The 26,193-nt window shown below is 37.8% G+C and carries 20 protein-coding genes; 7 read left to right on the plus strand and 13 right to left on the minus strand.

Translation table 11 applies throughout. The features are described 5' to 3' along the window. Positions 1–62: 62 nt before the first annotated feature. Complete coding sequence (locus AAGF08_RS05595; RefSeq protein WP_343510112.1) at positions 63–485, plus strand: nuclear transport factor 2 family protein; 423 nt, start codon at positions 63–65, stop codon at positions 483–485. A 27-nt stretch (positions 486–512) separates the two neighbouring features. Here AAGF08_RS05595 and AAGF08_RS05600 read toward each other — a convergent pair whose 3' ends face one another. The 6 genes from AAGF08_RS05600 to AAGF08_RS05625 form a co-directional block, all read right to left on the minus strand. Then, a complete protein-coding gene (locus tag AAGF08_RS05600; protein ID WP_343510113.1) occupies positions 513–1,220 on the minus strand; it encodes a class I SAM-dependent methyltransferase in 708 nt (235 codons plus the stop codon). A gap of 39 nt (positions 1,221–1,259) precedes the next feature. After that, positions 1,260–2,126: a cation diffusion facilitator family transporter gene (locus AAGF08_RS05605; protein ID WP_343510114.1), complete on the minus strand. Its 867-nt coding sequence runs from the start codon at positions 2,124–2,126 to the stop codon at positions 1,260–1,262. A gap of 115 nt (positions 2,127–2,241) precedes the next feature. Next, on the minus strand, positions 2,242–3,543 hold the full coding sequence (locus AAGF08_RS05610; RefSeq protein WP_343510115.1) for an APC family permease: 1,302 nt from the start codon (positions 3,541–3,543) through the stop codon (positions 2,242–2,244). A gap of 105 nt (positions 3,544–3,648) precedes the next feature. Continuing rightward, a complete protein-coding gene (locus AAGF08_RS05615) occupies positions 3,649–5,415 on the minus strand; it encodes an arylsulfatase (RefSeq protein ID WP_343510116.1) in 1,767 nt (588 codons plus the stop codon). Between the two features lie 58 nt (positions 5,416–5,473). Further along, on the minus strand, positions 5,474–6,607 hold the full coding sequence (locus AAGF08_RS05620; RefSeq protein WP_343510117.1) for a DEAD/DEAH box helicase: 1,134 nt from the start codon (positions 6,605–6,607) through the stop codon (positions 5,474–5,476). 73 nt (positions 6,608–6,680) lie between these two features. After that, entirely contained in the window at positions 6,681–7,916 is a 1,236-nt protein-coding gene (locus tag AAGF08_RS05625) for a multidrug effflux MFS transporter (RefSeq protein WP_343510119.1), read from the minus strand. Positions 7,917–8,327: 411 nt separating this feature from the next. Here AAGF08_RS05625 and AAGF08_RS05630 point away from each other — a divergent pair, with 411 nt between their 5' ends. The 3 genes from AAGF08_RS05630 to AAGF08_RS05640 are packed head-to-tail and all read left to right on the plus strand — an operon-like array spanning position 8,328 to position 12,803. Next, a complete protein-coding gene (locus AAGF08_RS05630) occupies positions 8,328–10,871 on the plus strand; it encodes a c-type cytochrome (RefSeq protein ID WP_343510120.1) in 2,544 nt (847 codons plus the stop codon). A 23-nt stretch (positions 10,872–10,894) separates the two neighbouring features. Further along, positions 10,895–11,986, plus strand: coding sequence for a sugar phosphate isomerase/epimerase (locus AAGF08_RS05635; RefSeq protein WP_343510121.1), 1,092 nt, complete (start codon positions 10,895–10,897; stop codon positions 11,984–11,986). Between the two features lie 25 nt (positions 11,987–12,011). Then, positions 12,012–12,803: a glucose 1-dehydrogenase gene (locus AAGF08_RS05640; RefSeq protein ID WP_343510122.1), complete on the plus strand. Its 792-nt coding sequence runs from the start codon at positions 12,012–12,014 to the stop codon at positions 12,801–12,803. A gap of 1 nt (position 12,804) precedes the next feature. On the opposite strand, the gene AAGF08_RS05645 is transcribed toward AAGF08_RS05640, so the two are convergent. The 4 genes from AAGF08_RS05645 to AAGF08_RS05660 all read right to left on the minus strand — a co-directional run bounded on the left by AAGF08_RS05645 (position 12,805) and on the right by AAGF08_RS05660 (position 16,438). Continuing rightward, a complete protein-coding gene (locus AAGF08_RS05645; protein WP_343510123.1) occupies positions 12,805–13,338 on the minus strand; it encodes a dihydrofolate reductase family protein in 534 nt (177 codons plus the stop codon). A 78-nt stretch (positions 13,339–13,416) separates the two neighbouring features. Beyond that, complete coding sequence (locus AAGF08_RS05650; RefSeq protein ID WP_343510124.1) at positions 13,417–14,070, minus strand: SGNH/GDSL hydrolase family protein; 654 nt, start codon at positions 14,068–14,070, stop codon at positions 13,417–13,419. Between the two features lie 63 nt (positions 14,071–14,133). Continuing rightward, positions 14,134–15,822, minus strand: a complete 1,689-nt coding sequence (locus tag AAGF08_RS05655) for a DUF2207 domain-containing protein (protein WP_343510125.1) — start codon at positions 15,820–15,822, stop codon at positions 14,134–14,136. A 52-nt stretch (positions 15,823–15,874) separates the two neighbouring features. After that, entirely contained in the window at positions 15,875–16,438 is a 564-nt protein-coding gene (locus AAGF08_RS05660; RefSeq protein WP_343510126.1) for a LemA family protein, read from the minus strand. Between the two features lie 430 nt (positions 16,439–16,868). Between AAGF08_RS05660 and katG the strand changes: the two genes are divergently transcribed. Beyond that, entirely contained in the window at positions 16,869–19,121 is a 2,253-nt protein-coding gene (katG, locus tag AAGF08_RS05665) for a catalase/peroxidase HPI (protein WP_343510127.1), read from the plus strand. Positions 19,122–19,195: 74 nt separating this feature from the next. Here katG and AAGF08_RS05670 read toward each other — a convergent pair whose 3' ends face one another. Together AAGF08_RS05670 and AAGF08_RS05675 are read right to left on the minus strand one after the other, a co-directional pair. Next, positions 19,196–19,984 (minus strand): polysaccharide deacetylase family protein, encoded by a 789-nt coding sequence (locus tag AAGF08_RS05670; protein ID WP_343510129.1) that lies wholly within the window; start codon positions 19,982–19,984, stop codon positions 19,196–19,198. Positions 19,985–20,009: 25 nt separating this feature from the next. Beyond that, positions 20,010–21,341 carry a GntP family permease gene (locus AAGF08_RS05675; protein WP_343510130.1) on the minus strand — a complete coding sequence of 444 codons (1,332 nt, stop codon included), beginning with the start codon at positions 21,339–21,341 and terminating at the stop codon, positions 20,010–20,012. A 252-nt stretch (positions 21,342–21,593) separates the two neighbouring features. Here AAGF08_RS05675 and AAGF08_RS05680 point away from each other — a divergent pair, with 252 nt between their 5' ends. Further along, positions 21,594–23,630 (plus strand): family 20 glycosylhydrolase, encoded by a 2,037-nt coding sequence (locus tag AAGF08_RS05680; RefSeq protein WP_343510131.1) that lies wholly within the window; start codon positions 21,594–21,596, stop codon positions 23,628–23,630. A gap of 89 nt (positions 23,631–23,719) precedes the next feature. Continuing rightward, positions 23,720–24,595: a DUF808 domain-containing protein gene (locus AAGF08_RS05685; protein ID WP_343510132.1), complete on the plus strand. Its 876-nt coding sequence runs from the start codon at positions 23,720–23,722 to the stop codon at positions 24,593–24,595. 21 nt (positions 24,596–24,616) lie between these two features. On the opposite strand, the gene AAGF08_RS05690 is transcribed toward AAGF08_RS05685, so the two are convergent. Continuing rightward, complete coding sequence (locus AAGF08_RS05690; RefSeq protein WP_343510133.1) at positions 24,617–26,161, minus strand: alpha/beta hydrolase; 1,545 nt, start codon at positions 26,159–26,161, stop codon at positions 24,617–24,619. Between the last annotated feature and the right edge of the window lie 32 nt (positions 26,162–26,193).

Genomic DNA, 26,193 nt, shown 5'->3' on the forward strand with positions numbered 1-26,193 from the left:
CAAAGTCAACTTGAAATAAGTTTAAACGCATATAATTAACTGAAGAATTAAAGACTTTAATCATGATGAAATTCTTATTAACCTTTATATTTTTTCTATCTGTCTTTGCGATTTATGCCCAATCTGAAAAAGACCTTGAATTGCAAGTTGAAAAACTTAGACTGGCACTTGTTGACCCGACAGAAGATGAACTAAAAGAACTGAGTTCAACATCATTGACCTATGGACATTCAGGTGGCCTGATTGAAAACCAAGAAGAATTTATTGATGCGCTTGTTTCAGGTAAATCTGACTTTGCTTCAGCTAGTTTTGAAAACCAAGAAATTATGGTCGATAAAAATGTGGGGATTGTCCGCCATTACTTAGTTGCAAATCTAGTAGATGGCGATAAAGTGAATCCCATAAAAATAGGTGTGATGTTAGTTTGGAAGAAAGAAAAAGGAAAATGGAAACTATTAGCCAGACAAGCCTACAAGCTTCCATGATTGTTTATTATTAAAAGTTCATACTACTTATTTAATCCCCCCAAATGCACCGAAACACATGTTTTTGTGCAGGATTTCGGTGCTGCTAAATCCAACTTTTTTCATCAAATTTAATTGAAAGCTCATAGACCTTGGTGAATCTTCCTTGGCTATATAGTCTAATACCTTCTGACTATACTCTTCTCCACCTAATTTCTTCAGATAATCACGATAGCGTTCCCAGATATACTGATCCAAAATAGGATTCTCCTGGGTGATTAAGTCTGAAATCATTAAACATCCTCCAGGCTTTAAGAGATAATAAAGCTTTGTGAATGTCTCTTCCCAGTCTTCATCATCCCGTAGGTGATGTAAAACTGCTCCTGCTAAGATGATGTCAAATCCATGATCCTCTAATTTTGCCTTTCGGATATCTTGCTGAACGATTCTGATTTTACCCATCGCTATTTCACCTACTCGAGCTTTTGCTTTTTGTAACATTGGAAGACTTAGGTCTAGCAGCGTGCAGTTTAGTGTGGGTAGTTTTGAAAGCATTTTTAACGTATAGTTTCCAGCTCCACAACCAACGTCCAAAAGATTTGTGGCATTTGGAGTTAACCTTTTAGCCGCTTCTGTAATCAATTCTAAAGAAATCTGAGCATCGATGGTACTTAACTGGCCAGTTTCCAAATTGGAAAATCGTTCAACATCTTGATCAAAACGTGCTCTTATTTCATCTACTGTGGATTTTTCCATGTGTAGAAGGGATTTTCAAAATTCAACAAAAAACTAGACTTAGTAGGGTTCGATATGGATTAATAAATGCCCGATTTCAGGCATTTCTTTTTGTAAACGATCTTTTAAAACATGCGAAATATCATGTCCTTCTGTCACAGTAAGATTCCCATCAACTAAAGCATGTAAATCTACATGATAATCCATCCCTGCTTTTCTTATGTAACACTTTTCTGTTCCTTTCACCCCTTTCACCTGAATAGAAATATCCCGGATTTTATTGATCATTTCTTCATGGTTATTTTCATCCATTACTTCTGCCAATGCAGGTCTAAAGATTTTGTAACAGTTATAAACAATGAAAAATACGGCGACTAATGCCGCATAGTCATCTGCTACTTCATAACCTTTTCCAAAGTAAAGAGCAATGGAAATTCCTATGAATGCTGCCACTGAGGTAATAGCATCACTCCTATGATGCCAAGCTTCTGCTTTCAAAGAATCGGAATTAGTTTTTTTGCTTCTTCGAATTACAATCTGATAGGATGTTTCTTTCCAAATGATAATCGCTCCTAAAACCCATAATGTGAATGTTTTAGGGGTTTCATGAGGAATTCTGATATGCTGAATCGCTTGAAAAGCAATAGTAGCAGCGGAAACAATTAAAAAAGCAACCACTAAAAAAGTGATTAGGGGCTCTGCTTTTCCATGGCCATAAGGATGGTTTTCATCAGCAGGTCTGTTTGCATAGCGAAGTCCAATAAGAACTAAAATTGATGCGAAAACATCTACTACGGATTCGATTCCATCCGCTATCAAAGCATAGGAATTTCCGAAAATTCCAGCCAAAAACTTAATACTTGCCAATGCGACATTACCCAGCATGCTGAAAATTACTGTTCGTATGGCAAGGTTTTGATTGGTCATTAGTTATCGCGAAATAGAAAACCCGAAAGAATTAAAACTTCTAAGGAAGTTTGGGATGACTTCAAAGGTCAAATGTTCATTTTAGAAAGAGAAATATTTAGTAGGAATAGCATGCTTATTTTTCTTGATCTTTCCCAAACCAATATAATACTGAACCAAGTATAATTAGAACTGCTGTCAACCAAACCGAAGTCCAACTAACCTGTATCATCAACCACAAACAAGCCAAAATTCCTAAAACTGGGACAAGATAACCACCTTTGAGTATGAATGGACTTTGTTCCTTAAATCTCGGCCTTAGAACTGGAATGGCGGCACAGCTCATGATATATAAAAACAACCTCGACAAAACTGTCATGGCAGCTAGAAAAGTGAAACTTCCAAATGCGGCCAAAGTAAATGCTACAATCCCAAAAAATATGACAGAATTGGAGGGTGTAAGGAATTTGGTGTGAACTTCACCAAACCATTTCGGTAGAGATTTTTCCAAGGCTAAAGCATAGGTGATTCTGGTAGCTGAAAACATAGAGCCAATTAAATTAGCTATTACGGATGTGGCAACTCCAATCATAAGTATTACAGCTCCAGCACTACCAAATAAGGAAGAGGATGCATCCAAAAGCGGTGTAGTACTTTCAGATAAATTTGGAACTGCAGCCTGCGTTACTAATTGAATCAACATGTATAATACTGCAACAATTACTAAACCTAATAATAAACCAAAAGGCATATCTCTCTCAGGTCTTTTTGCTTCCCCAGCAGGAACAACTGCTCCCTCAAACCCAACAAACGCATAAATTAATAAAAGTGCAGCAGCACCTAAATTAGAGCTTTCTGGCAAAGGACTTTGGAATGATGGTAACACATCTGGTCCTAAAATTGCAAATCCTCCAAAAACTAATCCTAATAAAACAGAGAATTTGATGATCGTAAAAATCGTCATTGACCGAATTGATTCGACAGAACCTAAAATATTTATTAAGCTTAATGCTCCACAAGTAATGGCTAAGGAAATAAGTCTTCCTGAACCTACTGATGCAATTGGAAGGAAGTAGCCTATGCTATCGGTTAATAGTACGGTATTGGCAGCAAAAGAAATAAGTCTCGCTAGGTAATAAAGCCATCCTCCCTGAAAACCCACAAATGACCCAAATGCTAATTTCCCATACCGAATTGGTCCTCCTGTACCTCGGAAATAGCTTCCTAATTCCGCAAAACACAAGATGACAGGTAGAATCAATAAGGCACAAAAAGCATAGATCAATACACTATATTCTCCAGCTAATCTTGCTGCTCCTGATGGTAATCCGAATATTCCTGCTCCAATTAAACCATTCACTACCAGCATCCAAACTCCCCAAAGGCCTAAATTTCTAGGTAATTTTTCTTGAATTTCAGGACTTGTATTTGCGGGCATGTACTCTGCGATTATGAGGTTTTTCAGTCAAAAAGATAAGCTAAAATATGAATCTATTGAATCTGATTTATAGTTAAAAAAAATTTAATGATGGAAGGCAAAGGATTATCTTTTTGAGACTTCTACCCAAAAAGGAAAAATCTGTTTCCCCTTCACTTGGTAAAAAGGAATTATTTCGGTTTCCATTTCAGATAATTTCACGCCTTTCATCTCTATTATATCAATTTCCCCCTCTGAATTATCTGTATGTAGGTTAACAACAGTCCCTGATTCTAAATACATATTTCCTTTTGCAGGCACTGGTTTTACGAATTTGAATTTAAAATCATAAGTGCCTGGAGCAATCTTCACATTCCAATATCCATAAATCTCTTCCTGAGCCCAAATACCTCTTTGCCCAGCCGCATCGTTTCTATTCAAAAAAGTTGGATTTTCATCGCCATATCCAATATGGATTCTTGGTGGGTCGGTTAGATTTTTTTCCTGAATCAATTCCTCAAAGATCAAATCCATTTCTGCCTTGAGTTCAAGACTCTTTTCTTTGTTTTGAGCAATTAAGTTGCTTTGCTCAAAAGGGTCTTCTGTTAGATAGTACAATTGAAACTCCTCGATTGAAGCATCATAATCTGTTTTCCCAACTAATTTCCAACCAGATTTTTGAATGGATATATTATTGTATCGCTCTGGATATTTCCTGTTCCAATAAGAGAAAAAGCTCCTGTTTTCAAAGTTGCTAGCATCACCTCCAATTAAGGAGATAAGACTTTTCCCATCTATTTTTCTATCGTTTGGAACTGAAATCCCTGTTAGTTCCGCAATCGTGGGAAGTATATCTAAATGAGCTGTTAATGCATTGATTTTTTTATTTTCTGGAAACTTTTCTGGATAATGAATTAATAAGGGAGCTCTGACTCCTCCTTGATACACATTTCCTTTTAGACCCCGGAGACCCGCCACATATCGTTGTTGCTGGGGTCCGTTGTCCGTCAAAAAAATTACAAGCGTATTGTCTGCTATTTCAAGTTCCTCAAGTTTATCAAAAAGCTTTTTCAGGTTGTCATCGATATTTTCCACCATCGCATAAACCTTTCTGGCATCTTCTTTTTGAGATTCATTCATGGCATAGAACGGCTTTCCGTCCGCTCCAAAGCCATCCGAAGGATCTAAATCCTTGTATTTTTGATAATATTCGTCCGGAACTTGAAGAGGTGTATGGGGTGCATTAAATGACAAATAGGTGAAAAATGGTTTGTCCTTATTTTTCTCAATAAACTTAATTGCTTCTCCTGCAAAAATATCGGAGCAATAACCTAAATAAGATTCCTGCTTGTTATTGTGCCAAAGTATCGGGTCAAAATAGCTTCGATCTCTTTGATAGTAAGTGGTGAAATCTCCTACCTGTCCCATTCCACCAGATAAGTGAATCAGAGACTCATCAAATCCCTGGTCACTTGGTCTCATAGGATAATTATCTCCTAAGTGCCATTTTCCAAATATTCCTGTGGTGTAGTCCTTTTCTTTCAGTAACTCGGCAATTGTGATTTCATCGGTGGACATCATGGCTCCGCCATTGTAAGTATCTCTAATTCCGGTCCGAAGAGAATAACGACCAGTTAATAAACTTGATCTAGTAGGAGCGCAGACTGGTGAAACATAAAAGTTGGTAAACTCAATGCTTTTCTTGGCAAGATTATCCATTGTTGGTGTAGAAACGTGAGGATTTCCAGTAAATCCAAAATCTCCGTAGCCTTGATCATCCGTAATTATTAGGATGATATTTGGAGATGATTGGCTTAAAGCGGAATGCCTAAAACTGAATAATTGAAAAATTAGCAATACATAAAAAATAGATCTGATTTTTGATGGAAGCATTTTTTTGAGATTGAGTAGAAACAAAAGTTCCTCTAAAAAAATGAAAATTCAAACTCTCTTAGAGGTCGAAGTCATCTGAACTTCTCAACTGTATATGTTTTTTCATCTTTTTTTGGATGATTTTAAAATGATGTAAATCTTCTTCGGTAATTAAAGATATTGCCTCTCCAGTTGCTCCGGCTCTTCCTGTCCTTCCGATTCGGTGTACGTAGTCTTTTGGAGAGCGTGGTAATTCAAAATTTATTACCAAGGGTAAAAATTGAATGTCTATTCCTCTTCCGGCTAGATCCGTTGCGACAAGTACGCGTGTCTTTCCAGATTTGAATTTATCCAACGCTTCCGTTCTTGCTCCTTGACTTTTGTCCCCATGAAAAGCGATTGCATCGATTCCATTTTTCACCAGTTTATTGACCACATTATTAGCGGTTCTAATAGAGGAAGTAAAGACTAAAATCTGACTCCAATCACCAGAATTGATAATATACCTTAACAAAGGCCCTTTTTTTTCTGGACTTACACGATAGGCATATTGCTCTATTAGGTCTACCTCAACTTCGGCTGGTTTCACGGAAATCCGTTTAGGATTATTCAAAAGAGATGTAATTATTTTCTCTAAAGCCTCATCCATAGTCGCAGAAAAAAGTATGTTTTGACGCTTTTTTGAAAGATCAGAAAGAATTTGATTGACTTCCTCCCTAAAACCCATATTCAAAACTTTATCCATTTCATCCAAGACGAGCACCTCGACTTCTGATAGAGAGAGAGAGTTTTTGGAAAGTAAATCCAATAATCTTCCTGGGGTAGCTACTAAGATATCTGTTCCATTCATCTTCATCATTTGTGGATTGATCGAAACCCCACCAAAAACAGCAACTGTCTTAACTCTCCTCTTTAAGTATCTTGAAAAGTTTTCTGCCACTTGGGCCACCTGAGATGCGAGTTCTCTTGTAGGAACCAAAACCAATACAGGTATATTTCTACTTCTGTTTTCTTTTTTTCCTTGTAAAATCTGAAGAATAGGAAGAATATAAGATGCTGTTTTCCCAGAACCTGTTGGTGCAATTCCCAATATATCCTGATGATCTAAGATTGCTGGAATTGCTTCTATTTGAATTGGATAAGGGTCTATGTAATTGGCTTTTTCAATTGCGGTAAGCAATTCTTTATTCAGTCCTAGTTTGGAAAAATTCATCTCTTATTAGTTTCCACAAAGGTAGGGATGTTCTGCGATTGAGTTTCGCCAAATACTTATTGCTTTATATTTTTTACCCAGCTAGTACTTCCTTCCTATGGACTTTACTGATAGTCCCATTAATATTTTGGTCTAATTTCAAAACAATAAATCCAAAGACCACAGAAACGGCCATCACCGATACCATAGGAAGAGAAGTGCCGTCGTGAAAAAAGCTGACACAAGCTGAAGCAATTCCTCCGAAAGCCATCCGAATACTTCCCAGTAAAGCAGAAGCACTACCGGCATTTTTGGAGAAAGGTGCCATGGATAAGGCTGCCGTATTCGGGCTGTTTAAGCCATGTGCTGTCAGGAAGATGAACATAAAAAATAGCAAAGAGCTGATTCCAAATATTTGAAAATAGATTCCTGAAATCAGTAAAATCCCAACGATTAATTGGTAATGAATCGAAAAATGAATGATTTGCTGGCTTGAAAATCTTCTTAGAAGCAAGTGGTTTAGTTGGGTTGACCCGATCATGGCAAAAGCTAAAAGAGCGAAGATCCAACCATATTGGGTTTCACTTACCCCATAGATATTCATAAAAACATCAGCTGAACCAGCTATATATGCAAATGGAGCAGCCCCTGCCAAACTACCTACCATCATATACACCAAAAACTGTCGGTTTTGAAGTACAGCAATATAGTTTTTCCAAACCTGACTGGGTTTCAATGAAACAAGCTTGTCTGGATCTGCACCTTCTGGTAAAATATAAATCACTGATATCCAAATGATAATCGTTAGCAAAGCCAGAATGATAAAAATCCAATGCCAGTGATAATAAGCCGTAACAAATCCTCCCAAAGTAGGAGCAATCATTGGGGATACGGAAATAACCAGAATCAATAATGCTAAAACTTGGGCTGTTTTGGTAATGGGAAAAATATCTCTGACCAAAGCCTGTGCTGCGACCATACCCGCACATCCTCCAATTGCTTGTAGGAAACGCATGATAATTAGGTTTTCAACTGATCCGGAAAGTGCACAACCCATAGAGGCAAGGACATAAATACCTAGACCGGCATAAAGGGGCTTTTTCCTCCCGTATTTATCGAGGAGAGGGCCATAAAATAATTGACCGATAGCTATACCAACCAAATAGGCTGTTAAGGAAAGTTGCACATTGGAAATAGAAGTATCTAAATCTTTTGCCATCGCTGGAAATCCCGGCAAATACATATCTATTGAAAATGGGCTGATCGTGCATAGTGCACCTAATACCAAGACAATTTTAAAGTACTCCTTTTTTGAAATGTGCTTCTCCAATAAAAAATTGATTTAAACTCAAATTATGGTATTGAGTCAAACAGGCTAATTGCTTTATGAGTTCGTAAAATTCACCTATTTATTTAATAATAAATTTGTAAGTCAAAGTGTGTTTTAAAGATAGTGATATTCGGGGTTTAGGGGAGAGGTTCTGTTTTTAAAAATTGCCTTTAATTGGTCAATAGTGAGTTTAATTTTGAATATATCTTAAGATCAATAAAAGCTTCTAAGGGAATTAAAAAATGATTTCGGGGATATTTCAAATGAGTAAAAAGTCAAAAATAAATGAACCGTTTAGTGAAATAAGCTTGTGTATCAATTGAATAAGTATCAAATTAGGAAGTCTGCCCTTTTTATAAAATCGACTATTCAATGCATAAATAGGGCAAATGAAAAACCCAAGAATTACCTATGTCAATTAACCGCTTCACAAGCATCAGTCTATTGATGCTGTTGATTATTTCTTGCTCTAATCCCCCCAAAGATGATCCAAATGCCATTTCTCCACCGAGATCACCGGAAGATGAGCGTGAGTCATTTCAATTAGAACCAGGGTTTGAGATTCAGTTGGTGGCTGCCGAGCCTATGGTACAGGAACCTGTAGCCATCCAATTTGATGAGGACGGTAGGCTTTGGGTCGTGGAAATGCGTGGGTATATGACAGATATCCAAGGAAGTGATGAAGACAAGCCGATCGGCAGAATCTCAATTTTGGAGGATATGAATGGCGATGGGGAAATGGATAAGTCTACTATTTATCTGGATAGTTTGATCATGCCCCGATCATTAGGGTTGTTTTCAGGAGGAGCCCTAGTTGCCGAAAATAATGCCTTGTGGGTGACTAAAGATCTGGACGGAGATTTGAAGGCAGATTCTAAGGTTTTACTAGATTCTACTTACTCGAGTAACGGGGTGGTGGAGCATACAGATAATGGCTTTGTGCGAAACATAGACAATTGGTATTACAGTGCTAAGTCCAGACTTAGGTATAGATTGGTGGGAGACGAGTGGATAAGAGACAGTACTGAATTCAGAGGACAATGGGGTATTTCCCAAGATGATAAAGGGCGTTTGATTTATAATTACAATTGGTCACAGCTTCATGGAGATTTAGTCCCTGCAAACTACCTATCGCGGAACCCAAACCATACAGCTTCTACAGGGATAGACCATGGGTTAACTATCGATAGGAGAATTTACCCGATTAGATCAAATCTTGCTATAAACAGAGGGTATATCCCGGGAACGTTGGATGATCAGGGGAGGCTTTTAGAATTTACTTCTGCGTGTTCTCCAATCGTTTACAGAGGCAAGTTATTTCCCGAAGAATATGCGGGTAATATTTTTGTGATGGAAAATGCCGGGAATCTAGTAAAACGGAATTTAGTAAATGAAAATGGCAATTATCTAGAAGCAAATGATCCTAACCCTGGTCGAGAGTTTTTGGCTTCCACCGATGAAAGATTTAGACCAGTTCATGGGTCCACTGGTCCGGATGGTGCTTTATACATTGTGGATATGTACCATGGCATTGTCCAGCACATCGCTTATATGACTGAGTATTTGAAGGAGCAAACCATCAGTAGAAAACTTGATGCTCCAGTGCATATGGGAAGGATTTGGAGAATTTTTCCAGAAAATAGGAGCCGAGGAAAAATTGAAAAGCTTTCTGAAAAATCCAGTTCTGAATTGGTAGGATATTTATCCCACAAAGATGGTTGGTATCGAGACTTGGCACAACGGCTTCTTGTTGAGAAACAAGATCTATCAATCATACCGGAATTAAAGGAACTAGCACTGAATTCCTCTTATGAATTAGGCTCATTTCATGCGCTTTGGACTTTGGAAGGAATGGGGCAATCAGATAGTGAATTCCTTTTTGAGCTTTTGAATCATGATAGCGAGCTTATCCAGAGTTCGGCTTTAAGAATATTAGATGAGCAGGCAGAAAACAATCTTGATCTTAAAGACAAATTTGGTAAACAAATGGTCCAATTAGTTGAAAATGCAGGTGAAGCACTAGACCTACAATTAGCCTTGAGTTCTTTCGCTTTAAGTACTCAGGATGCACAAATGGTTTTGTCTAATTTATTAAGAAAGCGTGGACAAGATCCATTAATTCGAGATGCTATGATGAGTAGTTTAGCCAATCGGGAGTTCGATTTTCTTCAAGCTATTTGGCAGACAGATGACTGGGGGAGCAACCAATCTGATCAAGAGATATTTTTGGAAATGCTGACAGCTGCTATAGTGAAAAAAGCGAACAAAAAAGAAATAAAAGAGCTACTTGTTTTAGCTGATCAACCTGAAATGGGATGGAAGGAACAAGCAGTATTGGCATCTTTAGCTATTCAATCAGCAAATTCACCGGAGAAGGGTTTTGTATCATTCAATTCGGAACCTGCTATTTTCCAAAGACAAGATCTACCCTTGGAAAATAATAGAATAGAGATGTTGAAAAGTATGTTTTCTTGGCCCGGATTTAATCCAAAGGAAGCTGCTATTTCTTCAGGAACTTTGGATGAAGAGTCCATGAAGCAGTTTGCAGAAGGAAGACAGAAGTTTCTGGTTAGCTGTGCAAGTTGCCATGGAGCAAATGGACGAGGTGCGAATAGAATGGGGCCCCCACTTGTAAATTCAGAATGGGTTTTAGGAGATGAAAAACGGCTTTCACTGATTTTGCTACATGGCCTTGAAGGTCCAATAGAAGTGGACGGAAAGAAATATGATGCCCCGGAAATTCTTCCTGTTATGCCCTCTCATTCCACAATGGATGATGCAAGCATTGCAGCAATTTTAACCTACATTAGGAATGAGTGGGGAAATCAGGCTACTCCAGTTTCCAGAAGGACGGTAGGTGGTATGCGTGTCATGACACAAGGGAGAGTTTACCCTTGGTCCGCACCAGAATTAAATGAGCATATAGAAAATTTGGAGGCAAGTGCTTCTAATTAGCAATAAACCCAACCCAGCATTTTATGAAAAATAAAACTTTAATATCGAATGTAGGGAGGAGGGATTTTCTTCGAAAGGCAAGTTTAGGAGCTGTAGCAATGAGCTTTCCATTTCCAGAAATGCCCCATTTCCTCGATGGATTTCCCATGGGAGTAGTAGTCCATTCTTATGGTGCGAGATGGCACTCTAAAGCTGGAAGTTCTGCCTACCCGGCTTTTGAAACTGCTGTTGATTTGATTGCCCACTGCGAAAAAATTGGAGCAGGAGGAGTTCAGGTAGGTGTAAATGGTTGGGCTTCAGATTTTGCAAAGAAGGTAAGAGATATTCGTGAAAAGTCAGGTTTATATTTAGAAGGGAGTATATCCCTTCCGAAATCAGCTTCGGATATAGCGGATTTTGAAAAAGAAGTTTTAGCGGCAAAAGAAGCAGGTGCCGAAGTTTTAAGAACTGTATGTTTAAATGGCAGGAGGTATGAAAATTTCCATTCAGAAAAAGAATTTCTCGATTTTAAAGCAAAGGCTTTAGCTTCCTTGGGGATGGCTGAGACTATCGTAAGAAAACATAAAATGAAATTGGCGGTAGAAAACCATAAGGATTGGAAAGCTGCTGAATTGGCTGAAATTATCCATGGTTTAGGAAGTGAATGGGTAGGAGTAACAGTGGATTTTGGGAATAATATGGCATTGTTGGAAGATCCCAATGAGGTGATAGAAACCTTGGCTCCAATGGCTTTCTCTACGCATGTGAAGGATATGGGAATAAAAGAATACGACCATGGATTTTTACTTTCCGAGGTTCCACTTGGAGAAGGAATTGTAGATTTGAAAGCTGGGGTGGAGCTTTGTAAAAAATTTAACCCGAAAATAAATTTCAGTCTGGAAATGATTACCCGCGACCCCTTGGAGATCCCAATTCTAGATGAAGCATATTGGGGTACCTTTCCGGATTCATCTGCTTTGGAATTGGCTAAAACATTGAGAATGGTGAAGGAAAGTAGCTTTGAAAAAGGTCTACCTAAAGTTTCCAATTTGACTCCGGAAGAACGCCTCGCCTTTGAAGAAAATAATGTAATTGCCTGTCTGAATTTCAGTGAAAAGAAATTGGGATTAGGATAAAAAAACAATAATTAAACAAAACATAATGAGCAATACGATTAGTGAATTACCAGGAATAAAACTTTTTGATCTTACAGGAAAGTCAGCAATCATCACCGGGGGCTCTAAAGGTCTTGGTCAAGCTATGGCAGCGGGACTTGCAAGCGCGGGTGCTAATGTAATGTTGGTAAGCAGAAATCTTAAGGAAGGAGAAAAAGCGGCTTCAGAGATAGCACAAGCTTTTGGAGTCAAAGCTATTGCTTTTCAGGCAGATGTGGTTAGAGAAGATCAGACCATTGCCATGGCAAAAGCGGCGATGGATGCTTTTGGAAGAATTGACATTTTGATCAACTCGGCAGGCATAAATATCCGTGGAGCAATTGATGAATTGACGTTGGAAGATTTTCAAAAGGTAATGGATATTAATGTGACCGGAACCTGGCTATGTTGCCGAGCAGTCACTCCTTATATGAAAGCTGCGAAAAACGGAAGTATTATCAACCTGGCCAGTACGCTGGGATTGGTTGGTTTATCCAACCGAACCCCTTACACCTCCAGTAAAGGCGCAGTAGTGCAGATGACACGGGCCTTAGGATTAGAGTTTGCCCCTTTCAATATCAATGTGAATGCAATTTGTCCCGGACCATTTTTAACTGAAATGAACCTTCCTATTGCAGATACCGAAGAAGGTAAAAAATTTATTGTGGGTGCTACTGCATTGGCTAGATGGGGGGAACTAAAAGAAATCCAAGGAGCGGCAATCTTCCTTGCTTCCGATGCCAGCAATTATATGGTAGGATCGATGGTCACAGTTGATGGGGGATGGACAGCAAGCTAAATTATCTAGCTCTGACGAAATGATTTTGAACCACCTTATCAAAAAATAAGGTGGTTTTTTTACATTCAAAAACAAGTTGTTTCGGAAGGTTTGCAAAAAGAGGAATTCCTTCTCCCAGTAAAACAGGGATGGTTGTAATAATCATTTCATCTATCAGATCCTCCTTCAGAAAACTTTGGATAGTTGTTCCTCCATCAATATATAAATTCAAAAATCCCTTTTCATGGATATGAGAAAGGACTTCTCTCAAAGCACCTTTCACTAAAAATGCTTTTCCTCTGTAATTTTCAGGAATTTCTGAAAGAGAATTGCTCAGGACAAATACCGGTTTTTGATAAGGCCAATCCCCATCAAAAGCACAAACTACTTCAAATGTATTTCTACCCATTAGTAGTGCATCGATATTTGCTGTGAAATCATGATAGCCGGTGTCCACTTGATCGATTTCAGGGAAAGTAGATAACCATTCAAGACTATCATTCTTTCCTGCAATTAATCCGTCCAAACTTGTAGCTATAAAGACACTATTTTTCATTTGTGATTTCCTGTATTAAAAATTGGTGGGAATAGAATGCTAATTAAACAAATTCTAATTAGGTATTATCTGCCTCGATTATTGAATTTCTTTTTCTAAAAACTCAGAGATAATCTGACCTAATTGCTCATAGCCTTCTGTCGTATAATGGACATCATTGTTACCGATTCCATTCTTTTTATGAATGGATACAGATGGCTTGAAAAGGTCATTTACAATTACTCCGTGATTTTTCATGACCTTTTTGGCAACACGATTATATTTTTTAGGATCTTTTTTAAATCTTCCAGCTTCGTTTTCAGGAACGTAGGTAGTAGTTACAAAAATTAATTTGGCATCTGATAGCTTTTGGATTTTTGTAACCAAGATATCTAGATTTGACTGATATTCTTCCAAGGAAAATGTGAGTGTACCATTCACTTTGTCCCGATTTCCGTACTCTTTGGAATCCGGGTGCCGATAACATAAATCCCATAATCCCCAATTGAATTGAATGATATCCCAATCTTCTTCTCCTATCCAATCTTCAATTTTTTCCAGCCCCGTTCCTGTATGCTGTGCGTTTCCAGGATTGTGCCTGACGATTGCTTGGTCATCAAATTTTTCCTGAACAAAAGGAGTATACCCTATTGAAATCGAATCACCTATTATCAGGATCTTCGGTTTTTCTTTAATAGGAGAAAAGAGGGATAATAAGAGAAAAAGAAAAGTGAGAGAAATGGATTTTATCATGTATTAAATAAAGGTCAAACTAACTACCGAGAAAGGTATCACACAGTAAAATCGAATTCGATTCTACCAGCTACCGCCGCCACCGCCACCAAAACCACCACCGGATGAACCGCCGCCGGAACTTCCCGAACTAGAAGGAGAACTGACCATAGTAGATTGTGCAGAATTGATGGAACTAGAAAAAGATTTGGAAAAATGATTCATAGTCATCATTCTTCCCGAAGTAGAAGTATACCAAGTTGGTGGAGGAATATGCAATGCGTCGAATTTTTTTGCCCATTTGTCGAATAGCCCAAAAGCGAGAGCATAACTCATCGTACTTTCAAAATAGTTAGGGTCCTCTTTCAAAAGCATTTTTAATTTGTTCTCTTCCGCGACTTTAATAAACTGTTTGAAGCCCTTTAATTCCGTCAGGATTTGGTTTCCTTCTTTATTCTTTTTGATCATAAACTGGCTCATAATCAAAAGGAAAACGCAAGAAATTACTGAAGCAATTGCAGCTCCTATTCCCCAAAAGAAAAGTAAAAGGGGAGTGAGAACGAACATCAAAAGAATAAGAACACCGATCGTATAGTTTCTAATTTTACGGGATTTATTCACGTAATAGATCTGGGCATCTTTTTTCAAATCTTCCTTCGCTTTTCCCATCGTGGTGTAAAATTTATCCTTTAAACTACTCACTAATACTTCATCATGGGTTCCATATTTTGAAAAAAGTCCAAGGAATAATTTTTTTTGATAGGCAGGTGCATTGTCTTCAATGTGATTTAGTTTAGTGAGTTTAATATCGTCCTTTGCAAACCATCCTTTTTTGTCGATCTCCTCGATTTTGAGATATCCTTTTGAGGCCCAAAAAGGAATCAGCGAAATCAAATCGACATTATCTCCTGAATCATCGATAAGAAAACCTACCATCGCAGGATCCATACCTTTGGGTGGATAATAGCTAGTAGTGGTTGTGACCCGGTCATCTTTTCCATGTTTCTGCCACACCCTGTAAAAACCGAAATAAACTGCTCCTATAAAAAATAGCCACCCGTAATCCGACCAGAAAGGCCAGAGAGGTTTGATTTCTTTAATGCTATTGGCAGGAAGCTTTAGAAGTACAGTGACACTTTCTCCTGAATATGAAATAAAGCCTTCTTGACTTTTTCCTGAGAAAACCCCAATTGAATAGCTTGTAGTAAAATCGCTACTTGGTTCTGAATTGTCCAATCTGCCGGAGTAGATAAAATAGTCGCCTTGATTTAAATCGATACTCTCTGGAACTTGAATATTGAATTCAATATTTTCAAATCCGGGATCCCAATTCATCGGCTTTAAATTCCAATAAAATTGAACTTGATCTTCATCGTGGATGAAGGCATTATAGACTCGGTACCTGATTTCATAAAGTTGCCGACCTTCAATCGTATAATCAGCATCCCCGATCTTAATCTGGGCATTTCCACTAAGCCGCTGCTCAAAGCTCGAACTCTTTTCAAATTTATAATCTGGGACTTCTATATTGGTTATTTCAATTTCTCTTTTTTCAAGTCTTCCCTCCGGTGTTTGAAAATCATATTTTGTCTGAATATCTCTGTAAATACCGTGCTTGGGGACTTCAAAAAAGAGATCATATTTTTCAATGACATCGAAATAACCATCTTTGGATAGCGTGATATCAACAGTATAGGAATTGACTCGAAAACCCTGACCAAAAAGGTTTAAATTGAAGGTGATAAGAGAAAGTAAGAAAAATAACTTTTTCAAAGTAATGAATTTCAAATGTTTGCTAAATGCTCCATGCAAAAGAAGTAAGATTCTATTTTGAGAAATCAATTTTCACATTTTCACGACTTTCTGGTTCGGCTTCGAAATATTCAAAGTGCTGATAGCTAAACATTCCTGCAAACAAAACCCCGGGAAAGCTTTCGCCATAGGTGTTGTTTTCCCGAACTGTTCCATTGTAGTATCTTCTGGCTCTTTCTAGATTTTCCTCAATTTCATTGAGTTTATCCTGGAGTTGAAGGAAGTTAGTATTTGCTTTTAAATCAGGATACGCTTCGCTTAATGCGAAAATACTTCTTAGAGTTTTTTGCAATTCATTTTCGGCATCAATTTGTTTGTTTATGTCTCCAGAAGGAACAGCCATTGCAGCATTTCTTGCTTGAATTACTTTTTCAAGCGTTTCTTTTTCATGAGAAGCATAACCTTTCACTGTTTCAACTAAGTTTGGAATCAGATCATATCTCCTTTTTAAAGCCACGTCAATATTACTCCAGGCATCTTTAACGGTGTTTTTATTTTTGACAAAGGAATTGTAGATGTTCATGATCACAAGCCCTATAAACAAGACTATTGCGAGCGCGATAAAAAATGGAATCATAATTTTAGATTAAGTTTTTAACGAGAATGATAAATTTGAAAAGACTCATTCAATCAAATAAATAGTACTTCAAAATACTACCTTTTATCCAAAACTCAATATGCTCTGAAAATTGAAACTTTAGGACATGATATTTTGAAATAATTTGAGCTTTGGATTTTAATACTTAGTCAATTTTCGAGGCCTATCATTTATTTGAGAATTATGGCATTCATTTAATCAGGTTTTAGAGTATTGCTTCTTAGATGATTTTAATCAGTTTAGAGAAAAACAATTGATCCGATTGGCTCATTTTTATTAAATTACTGAATCTCAACTGGGGATTGACTAGATAAAATACTCATAGGTTTTATCTATTGAATTTTATATTTAATAAATAATATTTTTGATATCTTCACGGTAGAAATTTAAAACTAAAACCCTAATATATATGGATAACCCTCATAATCATTCTTCATCTAACGGAAATAGCTACGGCGTAAACGAAAAGGCAGGAAAATGTCCTTTTACTGGCGGTACTATGAAAGAAGTTGCAGGTGGAGGAATGCGAAATCGCGATTGGTGGCCAAATCAACTAAAGCTGAATATCCTTCGTCAGCATTCTTCTTTATCAAATCCAATGGATGGGTCTTTCGATTATTCTGAAGCATTCAAATCACTTGATTTGAAAGAAGTGAAGAAGGATATCTTCGAATTGATGGAAACATCACAAGATTGGTGGCCTGCAGATTTTGGTCATTATGGTCCTTTCTTTATCAGAATGGCATGGCATAGTGCAGGAACTTATAGAATTCAAGATGGTAGAGGTGGAGGAGGATCTGGCACGCAAAGGTTTGCCCCTTTGAATAGTTGGCCAGATAATGCCAACCTTGACAAAGCCAGGCTTTTGCTTTGGCCAATCAAACAGAAATATGGCAAAAAGCTCTCGTGGGCTGATTTGATGATCCTAACTGGTAACTGTGCGCTTGAGTCCATGGGATTAAAAACCTTTGGTTTCGGTGGAGGTCGTGAGGATGTATGGGAGCCCGAGGAGGACGTTTACTGGGGATCAGAAGGTCAATGGATGGGTGATGAAGATCGCTACAGCGGAGACCGTGTTCTTGAAAATCCATTAGGGGCTACCCATATGGGATTGATTTATGTGAATCCTGAAGGACCAAAAGGTCAACCAGATCCTGTGGGAGCAGCAAGAGATATTCGTGAGACATTTGGCCGAATGGCTATGAATGATTACGAAACTGTTGCTTTGATTGCAGGAGGTCATACCTTCGGAAAAACCCATGGTGCAGCAGATCCAACCAAATATGTTGGGGCAGAGCCTGCAGGTGCATCCATTGAAGAAATGGGAATGGGTTGGAAAAACACTTTTGGAAAGGGAAATGCTGAAGATACTATTACCAGTGGCATTGAAGTAACTTGGACTACTACCCCAACTAAATGGAGCAATAATTATTTTGAAAACTTATTTAGCTACGATTGGGAATTGACGAAAAGCCCAGGAGGAGCTTACCAATGGACTCCAAAAGGTGGTGCAGGAGCAGGAACTGTCCCTGATGCTTTTGATCCAGCTAAGAAACATGCTCCAGCAATGTTGACTACAGATATTGCTTTGAAAATGGATCCTGAATACGAGAAAATTTCAAGACATTTCTACGAAAACCCTGAAGAATTCGCAGATGCATTTGCTAGAGCTTGGTTCAAATTGACTCATAGAGATATGGGACCGATAAGCAGATATTTGGGTCCAGAAGTTCCAAGTGAAGAGTTGATTTGGCAAGACCCGATTCCTACAGTAAATCACAAATTAGTGGATGAAGCTGATGTGGAAGATTTAAAAGCTAAAATTCTTGCTTCTGGTCTTTCTGCTTCAGAATTGGTTTCTACTGCTTGGGCTTCAGCTTCGACTTTCAGAGGTTCAGACAAAAGAGGTGGCGCTAATGGTGCAAGAGTGAGATTAGCTCCTCAGAAAAATTGGGAAGTAAATAATCCTCCTCAGTTATCTAAAGTTCTTGAGGTATTGGAAGGAATCCAAAAGGAATTCAATGAAAGCCAAACCGATGGGAAGCAAATTTCCATTGCGGATACAATTGTATTGGCAGGTTGTGCAGGAGTAGAGAAAGCGGCAAAGGATGCTGGATATGATGTGAAAGTTCCCTTCACGCCAGGAAGAGGAGATGCTTCTCAAGAGCAAACTGACATTGAATCATTTGAAGCATTAGAGCCAGCAGCGGATGGTTTTAGAAATTATTACGCTCCAAAACACAAGGCTTCAGCAGAGGAAATGTTGGTTGATAAAGCTCAATTAATGACATTGACTGCTCCTGAAATGACTGTTTTAGTTGGTGGAATGAGAGTATTGAACACAAACTATAATGGAGCAAAACATGGTGTGTTTACCGATAGACCTGGAGTTTTAACAAACGATTACTTCGTAAATTTGCTAGATCTTGGAACCACTTGGAATGGTACTACCGATGCGCAAAATGTGTTTGTTGGAAGTGACAGAACTACTGGTGAACCAAAGTGGACTGGTACAAGAGTTGATTTGATCTTTGGTTCAAATTCTGAGCTTAGAGCTATCGCAGAAGTTTATGGATGTACTGATTCAGGCGAAAAATTTGTAAACGACTTTGTAGCCGCTTGGGATAAAGTAATGAACCTTGACAGGTTTGATCTGAAATAATAAAATCAAGTTTATAAGAATAGAAAAGGTGATCTGATTTCAGATCACCTTTTTTTATTGCCATATGCTAAAACTTAATTGCTTAGGTTTTTAGTAAAATCAGGTTTGATTTTTTCTTTGGCCTCGGAGAAATTGATATAATTCTCTAAATCATTAATTGATATAACCTGGAAATCATTCTCTTTTAAAAGTTTAAGGTATTCTTTGAATAACTCAGGTGGAGTATTAACCCAAGGATGTTCCAAATCAGGCACACCATGGATTGTGAGGACTACAATTTTTCCATTTGTAGCTTGATCAAAAGCGTCGATAATATCTTCTTTATTTGTTTCGTCAGTTGCCCAACTTGGAATCAAATAAGGATGGTCAGCCAATGGGTCATAGGCTCTGCTTCCACCAGCTCTTGCGGTTTTATAATTCAAGCCGGCTAAAAATTCCAATGCCTCAGCATTTAACCCATAACCTGGATAGGCGAAGTTGATTGGTTTTGGGATTGCAAGGGAATCACATTTATCTTCAATATAACCAAGCTGTGAATTAAAATCGTTTTGGCTGAGTTTGCTCACATTGGCGTGGGTATGTGTATGATTTGCCACTTCAAACCCCATTTTATGTAAGGATTGAATTTGTCTCCAATTCATATACAATGTGCTGTCTTTGGAATTCGGAGGAAATTCACAAACATAGAACGTTGCACCAAAATCAAATTCTTTCAATAAGGGTGCAACCACCGAATAGTGACTTGCCGGAGCATCATCAAATGTCAAGACTACCAATTTATCAGGGATTGGTTGTTTTAAAATTTGAGATATTCCAAAATGGATAATAGAAAAAGTATATAAAAAGAGAAGTAGTTTTTTCATTTTAAATACTGATAATTACTTCTTCCTAGTTCAGGAAAAGAGTAATAAGATAAATCATAGTAATCGCAGTAATTGACATAATGAAAGTACCCAAGCTATGTGATTTATTTCCTTGCTTGATTGAAAGTCCTGAAAGCTGTGTCACTGCCCAGAAGAAACTATCATTGGCATGGGAAACAGCCATCGCTCCTGCGCCAGTTGCCAACACCGCAAATACTCTCATGGTGTCGGAATCAAGTCCCAAAGTAGCTAACAAAGGAGCAATGATAGAAGCTGTGGTGATCATTGCCACGGTAGAAGAACCTTGGGCAGTATTTAGAGAGAATGCAATCAAGAAAGGAAGAAATATCCCCCAACTGGCACTGCTTAAACTTGCGCTAACCAGATCCCCAATTCCTGAGTTTTGAAGCATTTTTCCAAATACTCCTCCGGCACCTGTGATCAAAATTACCGGTGCAGCTATTAAAATTGCCTCACCGATCCATCCACTGGCGCTAAGTAATCTCTTATCGAATTTTGGTGGTAAAGAAAAAGATAGAAAAGCACCTAAAAGCAAAGCGATCACTGGACTTCCCAAAAATAAAATTACTTGGGTAAAGCCACTATCACCAAAAGGTTTTGTTGGGTATTTTGCAATGGAAGCCATAACTATTAATACCAAAGGAATAACGATAGGGAGAAACGATTTCAGAGCAGTTGGAGATTTTTTCAGCTCTTTTTCTGGATTTTCTACCGCAAACTTAGGTTCCAAAGGTATTTTAGAAACGAAGTTTTTTATAAAAAAATAACTTGGTATCAAGGTGACTAAACTAACTATCAAACCCCAGAAAATAACCATTCCTAAATCAGCTTCATAAATGCCGGCGGTAGCGATTGGCCCTGGAGTTGGAGGAACTAGCGAGTGAGAGGCCGTGGCTCCAAGCGCTACAGCAATTGTGGTGGCTGCGTAAGGGACTTTTCCTTTAAGAGATAGCGATTTGCTGATTGGATTCATCATGATAAATGTGCTATCTCCAAATACAGGAATTGAAAGAATATATCCGCTAAACATCATTGCTGAGGTAACCCTTTTTTCACCGATCCATGAAAGGATCTTTTGGGCAATCACAAGAGCTCCTCCAGTTTTTTCTAGAAATGTACCAATCATTACTCCAAGCAAGATCAAAAGACCTATGCTTCCCAAAACTCCTCCAAAACCATCTGAAACTGACTTTAATATAAGTTCTGTAGACATCCCGGATAGCAGTCCATAAAAAATAGCACCAACGAAAAGTGCCAAGAAGGGGTGTATATCAAATTTGACAATAGCGACCATTATGAAAGCAAGGGCCACCAGAATAATTAAGATGGTAAGCATGTAGTTACTGGGTTAATTTTGGGTTGATGGTATAATTTACCACAGGTTTAATCTAAAAATTAAAGAAAAATGCCCAATAAAAAAGACCAATCATGTATTTAGTTCTTTATCACTAAGATTTTACCAAAATATCATCATGATTTCTATTGCTGTCGCTCATTTTATATTGATCAAAGGGTTGGTAGGAATAATTTTTCATATTTTCGAGTAAATCTATTTCTGGTTTTTTGATTTTCAATTTCAATCCTCAATATGAAAAACTGTTCTCTTTTAGTTCTGGTATTGTCAATTCTAGTCTTTGGATCATGCAATCCAAAACTCAGTGAGGAGGCAAACTACCAATTACTCCCGCTTCCAAAACAGGTTTCTTGGAATGGTTCTTCAGGAATTAATCCAGCTTCCATTGTTCCTTCCTTGCAAAAAGCTAAGAAAGAATTTACCTCAGGAAATAAATTAGAAGGGTTTGATGAGTCGGGATTAGAATTGGATTTAGTATCTGATTTGAATCTTAAAAATCAAGGGTATGAACTTACCATTGAGGGAAATCAAATCTTGATAAAATCAAATACAGAAGAAGGACTTTGGTATGGCTTAATGACATTAGACCAGATAACTCAAGATGCCCTTGATCAAAATGCCTTTATGCCTTTGACAGAAATAAAAGATGAACCTGCTTTGGACTTTAGGGCAGTGCACTTAGACGTTAAGCACCATTTAGAGAAAAAGGAATATTACTATGAGTTAATGGATCGATTGGCAGCTATGAAAATCAATGCGATCATTATTGAAATAGAAGATAAATTAGGGTACCAGTTACAGCCTAAAGTTGCTGCTCCCGATGCCTATTCGATTGAGGACTGGAAAGCAATTTCAGACTATGCAATGGCTAGAAATATCCGGATTTCACCTCTTGTGCAAGGTCTTGGACATGCGTCTTTTATATTAAAACATCCGGAATATATTCCTGTAAGAGATGACCCTGAAAGTGATTGGGCTTTTAATCCATTGGATGAAAAGACCTATGAAGTTCAGTTTGACTTGTACACAGATGCTTTAAAGGCATTTACTCATGCCAATTACCTTCATGTAGGTGGGGATGAAGTTCATACGACGGGAAGGAATAGTGGAAAATCAGCATTGGAACTCCAATTAATTTGGCTGAATAAAGTGAGTCAATACGCTGAAGAAAAAGGATTGACTCCGATTTTTTGGGATGATATGCCCTTGCAAAATGCCGGCTTGTATAGATCTATCTACAACCCAAATTTAAATGAAGCACAAATTGATAGTATTTGGTCTATTAATGAGTCGAAGCTCAACGAGTTTGTCGATATGTTTCCAAAGAACTGTGTTTACATGCGATGGAATTATAGTATGCCTGAGTCGCCAGGAAATAAAAGAGCGATCCAGTGGTTTATACAAAATGGGTTTAATGTAATGGGTGCTACCGCAGGACAAACTCGGTGGAATTTGATGCCCTTAGAAAATAGTAATACCGCAAACATTCGGGATTTTGCTTTGAGTTCGATTGATCTTAATACTGATGGTTTATTATTGACACTTTGGGATGATGATTCACCACTGTTTGAATTGTACCAACGAGGGATTGCGACTTTTGCAGAATATACTTGGTCTGGTCAACAAAGATCCGAAGATAAAATACATACAGCTTTTCGTCAGCGAATGTTTGGACCGGAACTGGCTTCTGGGGAATATGCATTTGTGGAAAGTCTGGAAGGTCCTGTTGCTTTTTGGAAGAATGCATTGCTAGATGGAAGGGATAGAAATAGATTGAGAAATCTTGCTGATCCAATCAATCAGGCACTAATAGAATTGCCGAATTTTGATTCGGCTGGTACTTGGACAGAAAAGTATCAAGACCGGATATCCAAAGCCGAAGAAAATCTGATTCTAGTTGAAGAAATACTCTCTAAAATTGAGGATTCAAAAAAACTGGCATTGAGAAATACGTATAATTTGGAGGCTTATGAGCAGGTTGCGAAAGTTGTTCAGTTTACAAACCAAGCCCTAATTACATTGGCTAAGCTTGATCATCCCAGTGGGGAAGAAAGAAATATTGCAAAAGCAGAATTAGCTGGAATGGAAGCAAAATGGAATTCTATCGAATCTGGTTTGGAGGAAGTTTATGGTAGAACCAGAATCTTGAATAAACCAGATGACTATATTTTAGACCAAGATCATCATGTCCATTTGGCAAACCAAGGAAAGAAATTTTCTGATTGGCAATTTTATGTTGAAGACTTGTTTTTAGAAAAGATCAAAGAATAACCTTTGAAGAAATTTAGTTAAGTATATCTTCACGGAATTATTAAGCATATACACAAAAAGGTGACTTTCTAAAGATTAGATTGAAAATTATGGCATCAGGATTATTTGCTTTGCTCGATGATATCGCCACATTGATGGATGATGTAGCAGTGATGAGTAAGGTTGCAGCAAAGAAAACTGCAGGGTTATTGGGGGATGACTTGGCTGTAAACGCTGAAAAGGCCTCCGGTTTTGTTTCTGATAGGGAGTTGCCAGTGCTTTGGGCAATTACAAAAGGCTCGCTTCTCAATAAGTTGATCATTCTTCCATTAGCATTTTTGCTTAGTGCTTTCTTGCCTTTTGCCGTGACAATTATTTTGCTGATTGGAGGGGTGTATTTGGCTTTTGAAGGAGCTGAGAAAATCTATGAATATCTGGTTCCGCATGAGAAAGAAAATAAAATCGAGCTGGCAGAAAAACTCACTGAAAAAGAGATTTTGAAACGTGAAAAGGAGAAGGTGAAATCCGCTATTCTTACTGATTTCATTCTTTCGGTTGAGATTGTCATTATCGCATTGGGAACTGTTGTAGGCTCGCCAATTTCAACTCAAATTTTTGTGGTTAGTATCATCGCTCTTTTGGCAACGGTTGGTGTTTATGGTATTGTTGCTTTAATAGTGAGAATGGATGAAATTGGATTCAAATTGATCGCAATGAATGAAGAAGATAACAGCTTTTCTGATAAAGTAGGAAGAATACTTGTCAATGCCTTACCGAAGATTATCAAAGGAATGGGAATAATTGGGACGATTGCATTAATCTTGGTATCGGGAGGGATTTTTGCACATAACATTGAGTTCTTCCATCATTTTCTGGAATCCTGGCCATCCATTCTCAAAGAAATCCTGCTAGGATTAGTAATAGGTTTTGCAGCTTTTGGGGTTTTTGAGTTGTTTCAAAAATTAGTTTTTAAAAAGGCTCATTAAAGACTAGATCCTCAAAATCAATTATTGGTTCGATTCTCCAAATCGTTTTATAATAGATTTTGCCCCCTCATTTTGTGGGTTTAGATCCAGGGATTTTCGATAATTTAGGACTGCTTTTGTCGTATCTCCTTTGTATAGATACGCCTCTCCAAGGCTATCAAAAAGGTTGGCAGAATTGGGGTAGATTTTAGTGGCAAATTCAAATACGCGAATACTCTTTTCTGTTGTTTCTTTATTATAAAGCAATTGTAAGCCAAGGGTATTCAGGTTGCCTTCGGGGAGTTCTAAATCTGGATAAATTGATTTTAACGAATCATACTTTTTATTCATGGAAGTATAATTATCGACTCTCGTTTCGTCATTGAATTCGTTAAAATCAAACCTTACTTTCTTGCGAATTTGATTTCTCTTTAGAGACAAGAAGCCTGTTTCTATGTTATTTTTTTCTGGTGAATTATTCATAAAATCAATAGCCTCATCTTGATTCTTTAGATAAGCATCCAGAAAGTTTAATGTATAGTTGGCAACTAATTCATAGGATTCCATGATTAAGGAATCGGCATGATCTTGTCTAGGATCTCGAGTAGTAAATAGTACCCCAAAGGTGCTGAAGTAGGGATGAGTAAGGTGTTGCATTTTGACCTGATAGGCATCATTTTGATCCAATTCATCAAAAAACAAGAATTCAGAATTTAAGGAGGGATCAATGTTGTCTGATTCGAGAACTTCTTTAGGAATGTCCTTTTGAGCCAGATGAATAAAGGGAACATTGACATTCTTTAGCTCAAAAAATGGGGAAGATAATAAGGTTGAATAAGCATATTTAACAGTTCCATCAAGGCTTACCAAAGCTTTAATACGATTATCTCTAGTTTGGCTAAGCACATTTGACATTCCTCCAAAGCTAAATCCCATAGATGTTATTTTTTCGGAATCGACCTCAGGAATTTGAAGCGCCAAGCCTATGAGAAATTCAATATCTCTAGCTTGAGTCTCTAAATCTTTGGTCATTCCACCCTCAAGAAAACGAGTGTCTGCACCTCTACTTGGACTTGAGATGACGACATAGCCATGGCTTGCGAGATATTCACAGAGAGCAAAATTTTCAGTTGAAGATGCTTGGTAGCTCGGAGAATAGATTATAGTTGGGAAGCGCCCTTTACTCCATTTTAAATCGTAATAGGAATGACTTTTTTCGCTTAGGTATTTCTCATTTTTTGGGGTATTCGGGATGTCTTGGAACCAGTTTAAAAGGTGATAATCGGGTAAATGCTCCCATTCTTGCTCTTCAGCTTGGATCCGTACATAATCTTTGACGGTCAAAGGAGGTAAGTCTTTTATTTCCTGCTCGGATGGGTACCAAATGCTAATAGGAATAGGTCTGGGTATTTTTTCGTTAGAATAATCAAATATGCGGCTGTATACTCTTGTACTGTCATAGGATGTATAATGCGAGAAACCCACATTGTAAGGGCCAAATGGTAATCCGATTTTTTCGAGTGAAGTTTGTGCAAAAAGTGGATTGAAAACTAAAAATAATAGGATACTTATTACTTGTTTTTTCATTTTGAAAATTAGCTGATACTTAAGTAGATGCC

This window comes from Algoriphagus sp. SE2 (assembly GCF_039563885.1).
Taxonomy (GTDB): domain Bacteria; phylum Bacteroidota; class Bacteroidia; order Cytophagales; family Cyclobacteriaceae; genus Algoriphagus.

What these genes read in the sequence shown, in the direction of transcription:
- AAGF08_RS05615 (WP_343510116.1), bottom strand. Translation starts at nt 5,415, where the DNA reads ATGCTTCCATCAAAAATCAGATCTATTTTTTATGTATTGCTAATTTTT.
- AAGF08_RS05645 (WP_343510123.1), bottom strand. Translation starts at nt 13,338, where the DNA reads ATGAAAAATAGTGTCTTTATAGCTACAAGTTTGGACGGATTAATTGCA.
- AAGF08_RS05600 (WP_343510113.1), bottom strand. Translation starts at nt 1,220, where the DNA reads ATGGAAAAATCCACAGTAGATGAAATAAGAGCACGTTTTGATCAAGAT.
- AAGF08_RS05620 (WP_343510117.1), bottom strand. Translation starts at nt 6,607, where the DNA reads ATGAATTTTTCCAAACTAGGACTGAATAAAGAATTGCTTACCGCAATT.
- AAGF08_RS05690 (WP_343510133.1), bottom strand. Translation starts at nt 26,161, where the DNA reads ATGAAAAAACAAGTAATAAGTATCCTATTATTTTTAGTTTTCAATCCA.
- AAGF08_RS05595 (WP_343510112.1), top strand. Translation starts at nt 63, where the DNA reads ATGATGAAATTCTTATTAACCTTTATATTTTTTCTATCTGTCTTTGCG.
- AAGF08_RS05630 (WP_343510120.1), top strand. Translation starts at nt 8,328, where the DNA reads ATGTCAATTAACCGCTTCACAAGCATCAGTCTATTGATGCTGTTGATT.
- AAGF08_RS05610 (WP_343510115.1), bottom strand. Translation starts at nt 3,543, where the DNA reads ATGCCCGCAAATACAAGTCCTGAAATTCAAGAAAAATTACCTAGAAAT.
- AAGF08_RS05650 (WP_343510124.1), bottom strand. Translation starts at nt 14,070, where the DNA reads ATGATAAAATCCATTTCTCTCACTTTTCTTTTTCTCTTATTATCCCTC.
- AAGF08_RS05675 (WP_343510130.1), bottom strand. Translation starts at nt 21,341, where the DNA reads ATGCTTACCATCTTAATTATTCTGGTGGCCCTTGCTTTCATAATGGTC.
- AAGF08_RS05670 (WP_343510129.1), bottom strand. Translation starts at nt 19,984, where the DNA reads ATGAAAAAACTACTTCTCTTTTTATATACTTTTTCTATTATCCATTTT.
- AAGF08_RS05640 (WP_343510122.1), top strand. Translation starts at nt 12,012, where the DNA reads ATGAGCAATACGATTAGTGAATTACCAGGAATAAAACTTTTTGATCTT.
- AAGF08_RS05635 (WP_343510121.1), top strand. Translation starts at nt 10,895, where the DNA reads ATGAAAAATAAAACTTTAATATCGAATGTAGGGAGGAGGGATTTTCTT.
- AAGF08_RS05680 (WP_343510131.1), top strand. Translation starts at nt 21,594, where the DNA reads ATGAAAAACTGTTCTCTTTTAGTTCTGGTATTGTCAATTCTAGTCTTT.
- AAGF08_RS05605 (WP_343510114.1), bottom strand. Translation starts at nt 2,126, where the DNA reads ATGACCAATCAAAACCTTGCCATACGAACAGTAATTTTCAGCATGCTG.
- katG (WP_343510127.1), top strand. Translation starts at nt 16,869, where the DNA reads ATGGATAACCCTCATAATCATTCTTCATCTAACGGAAATAGCTACGGC.
- AAGF08_RS05685 (WP_343510132.1), top strand. Translation starts at nt 23,720, where the DNA reads ATGGCATCAGGATTATTTGCTTTGCTCGATGATATCGCCACATTGATG.
- AAGF08_RS05660 (WP_343510126.1), bottom strand. Translation starts at nt 16,438, where the DNA reads ATGATTCCATTTTTTATCGCGCTCGCAATAGTCTTGTTTATAGGGCTT.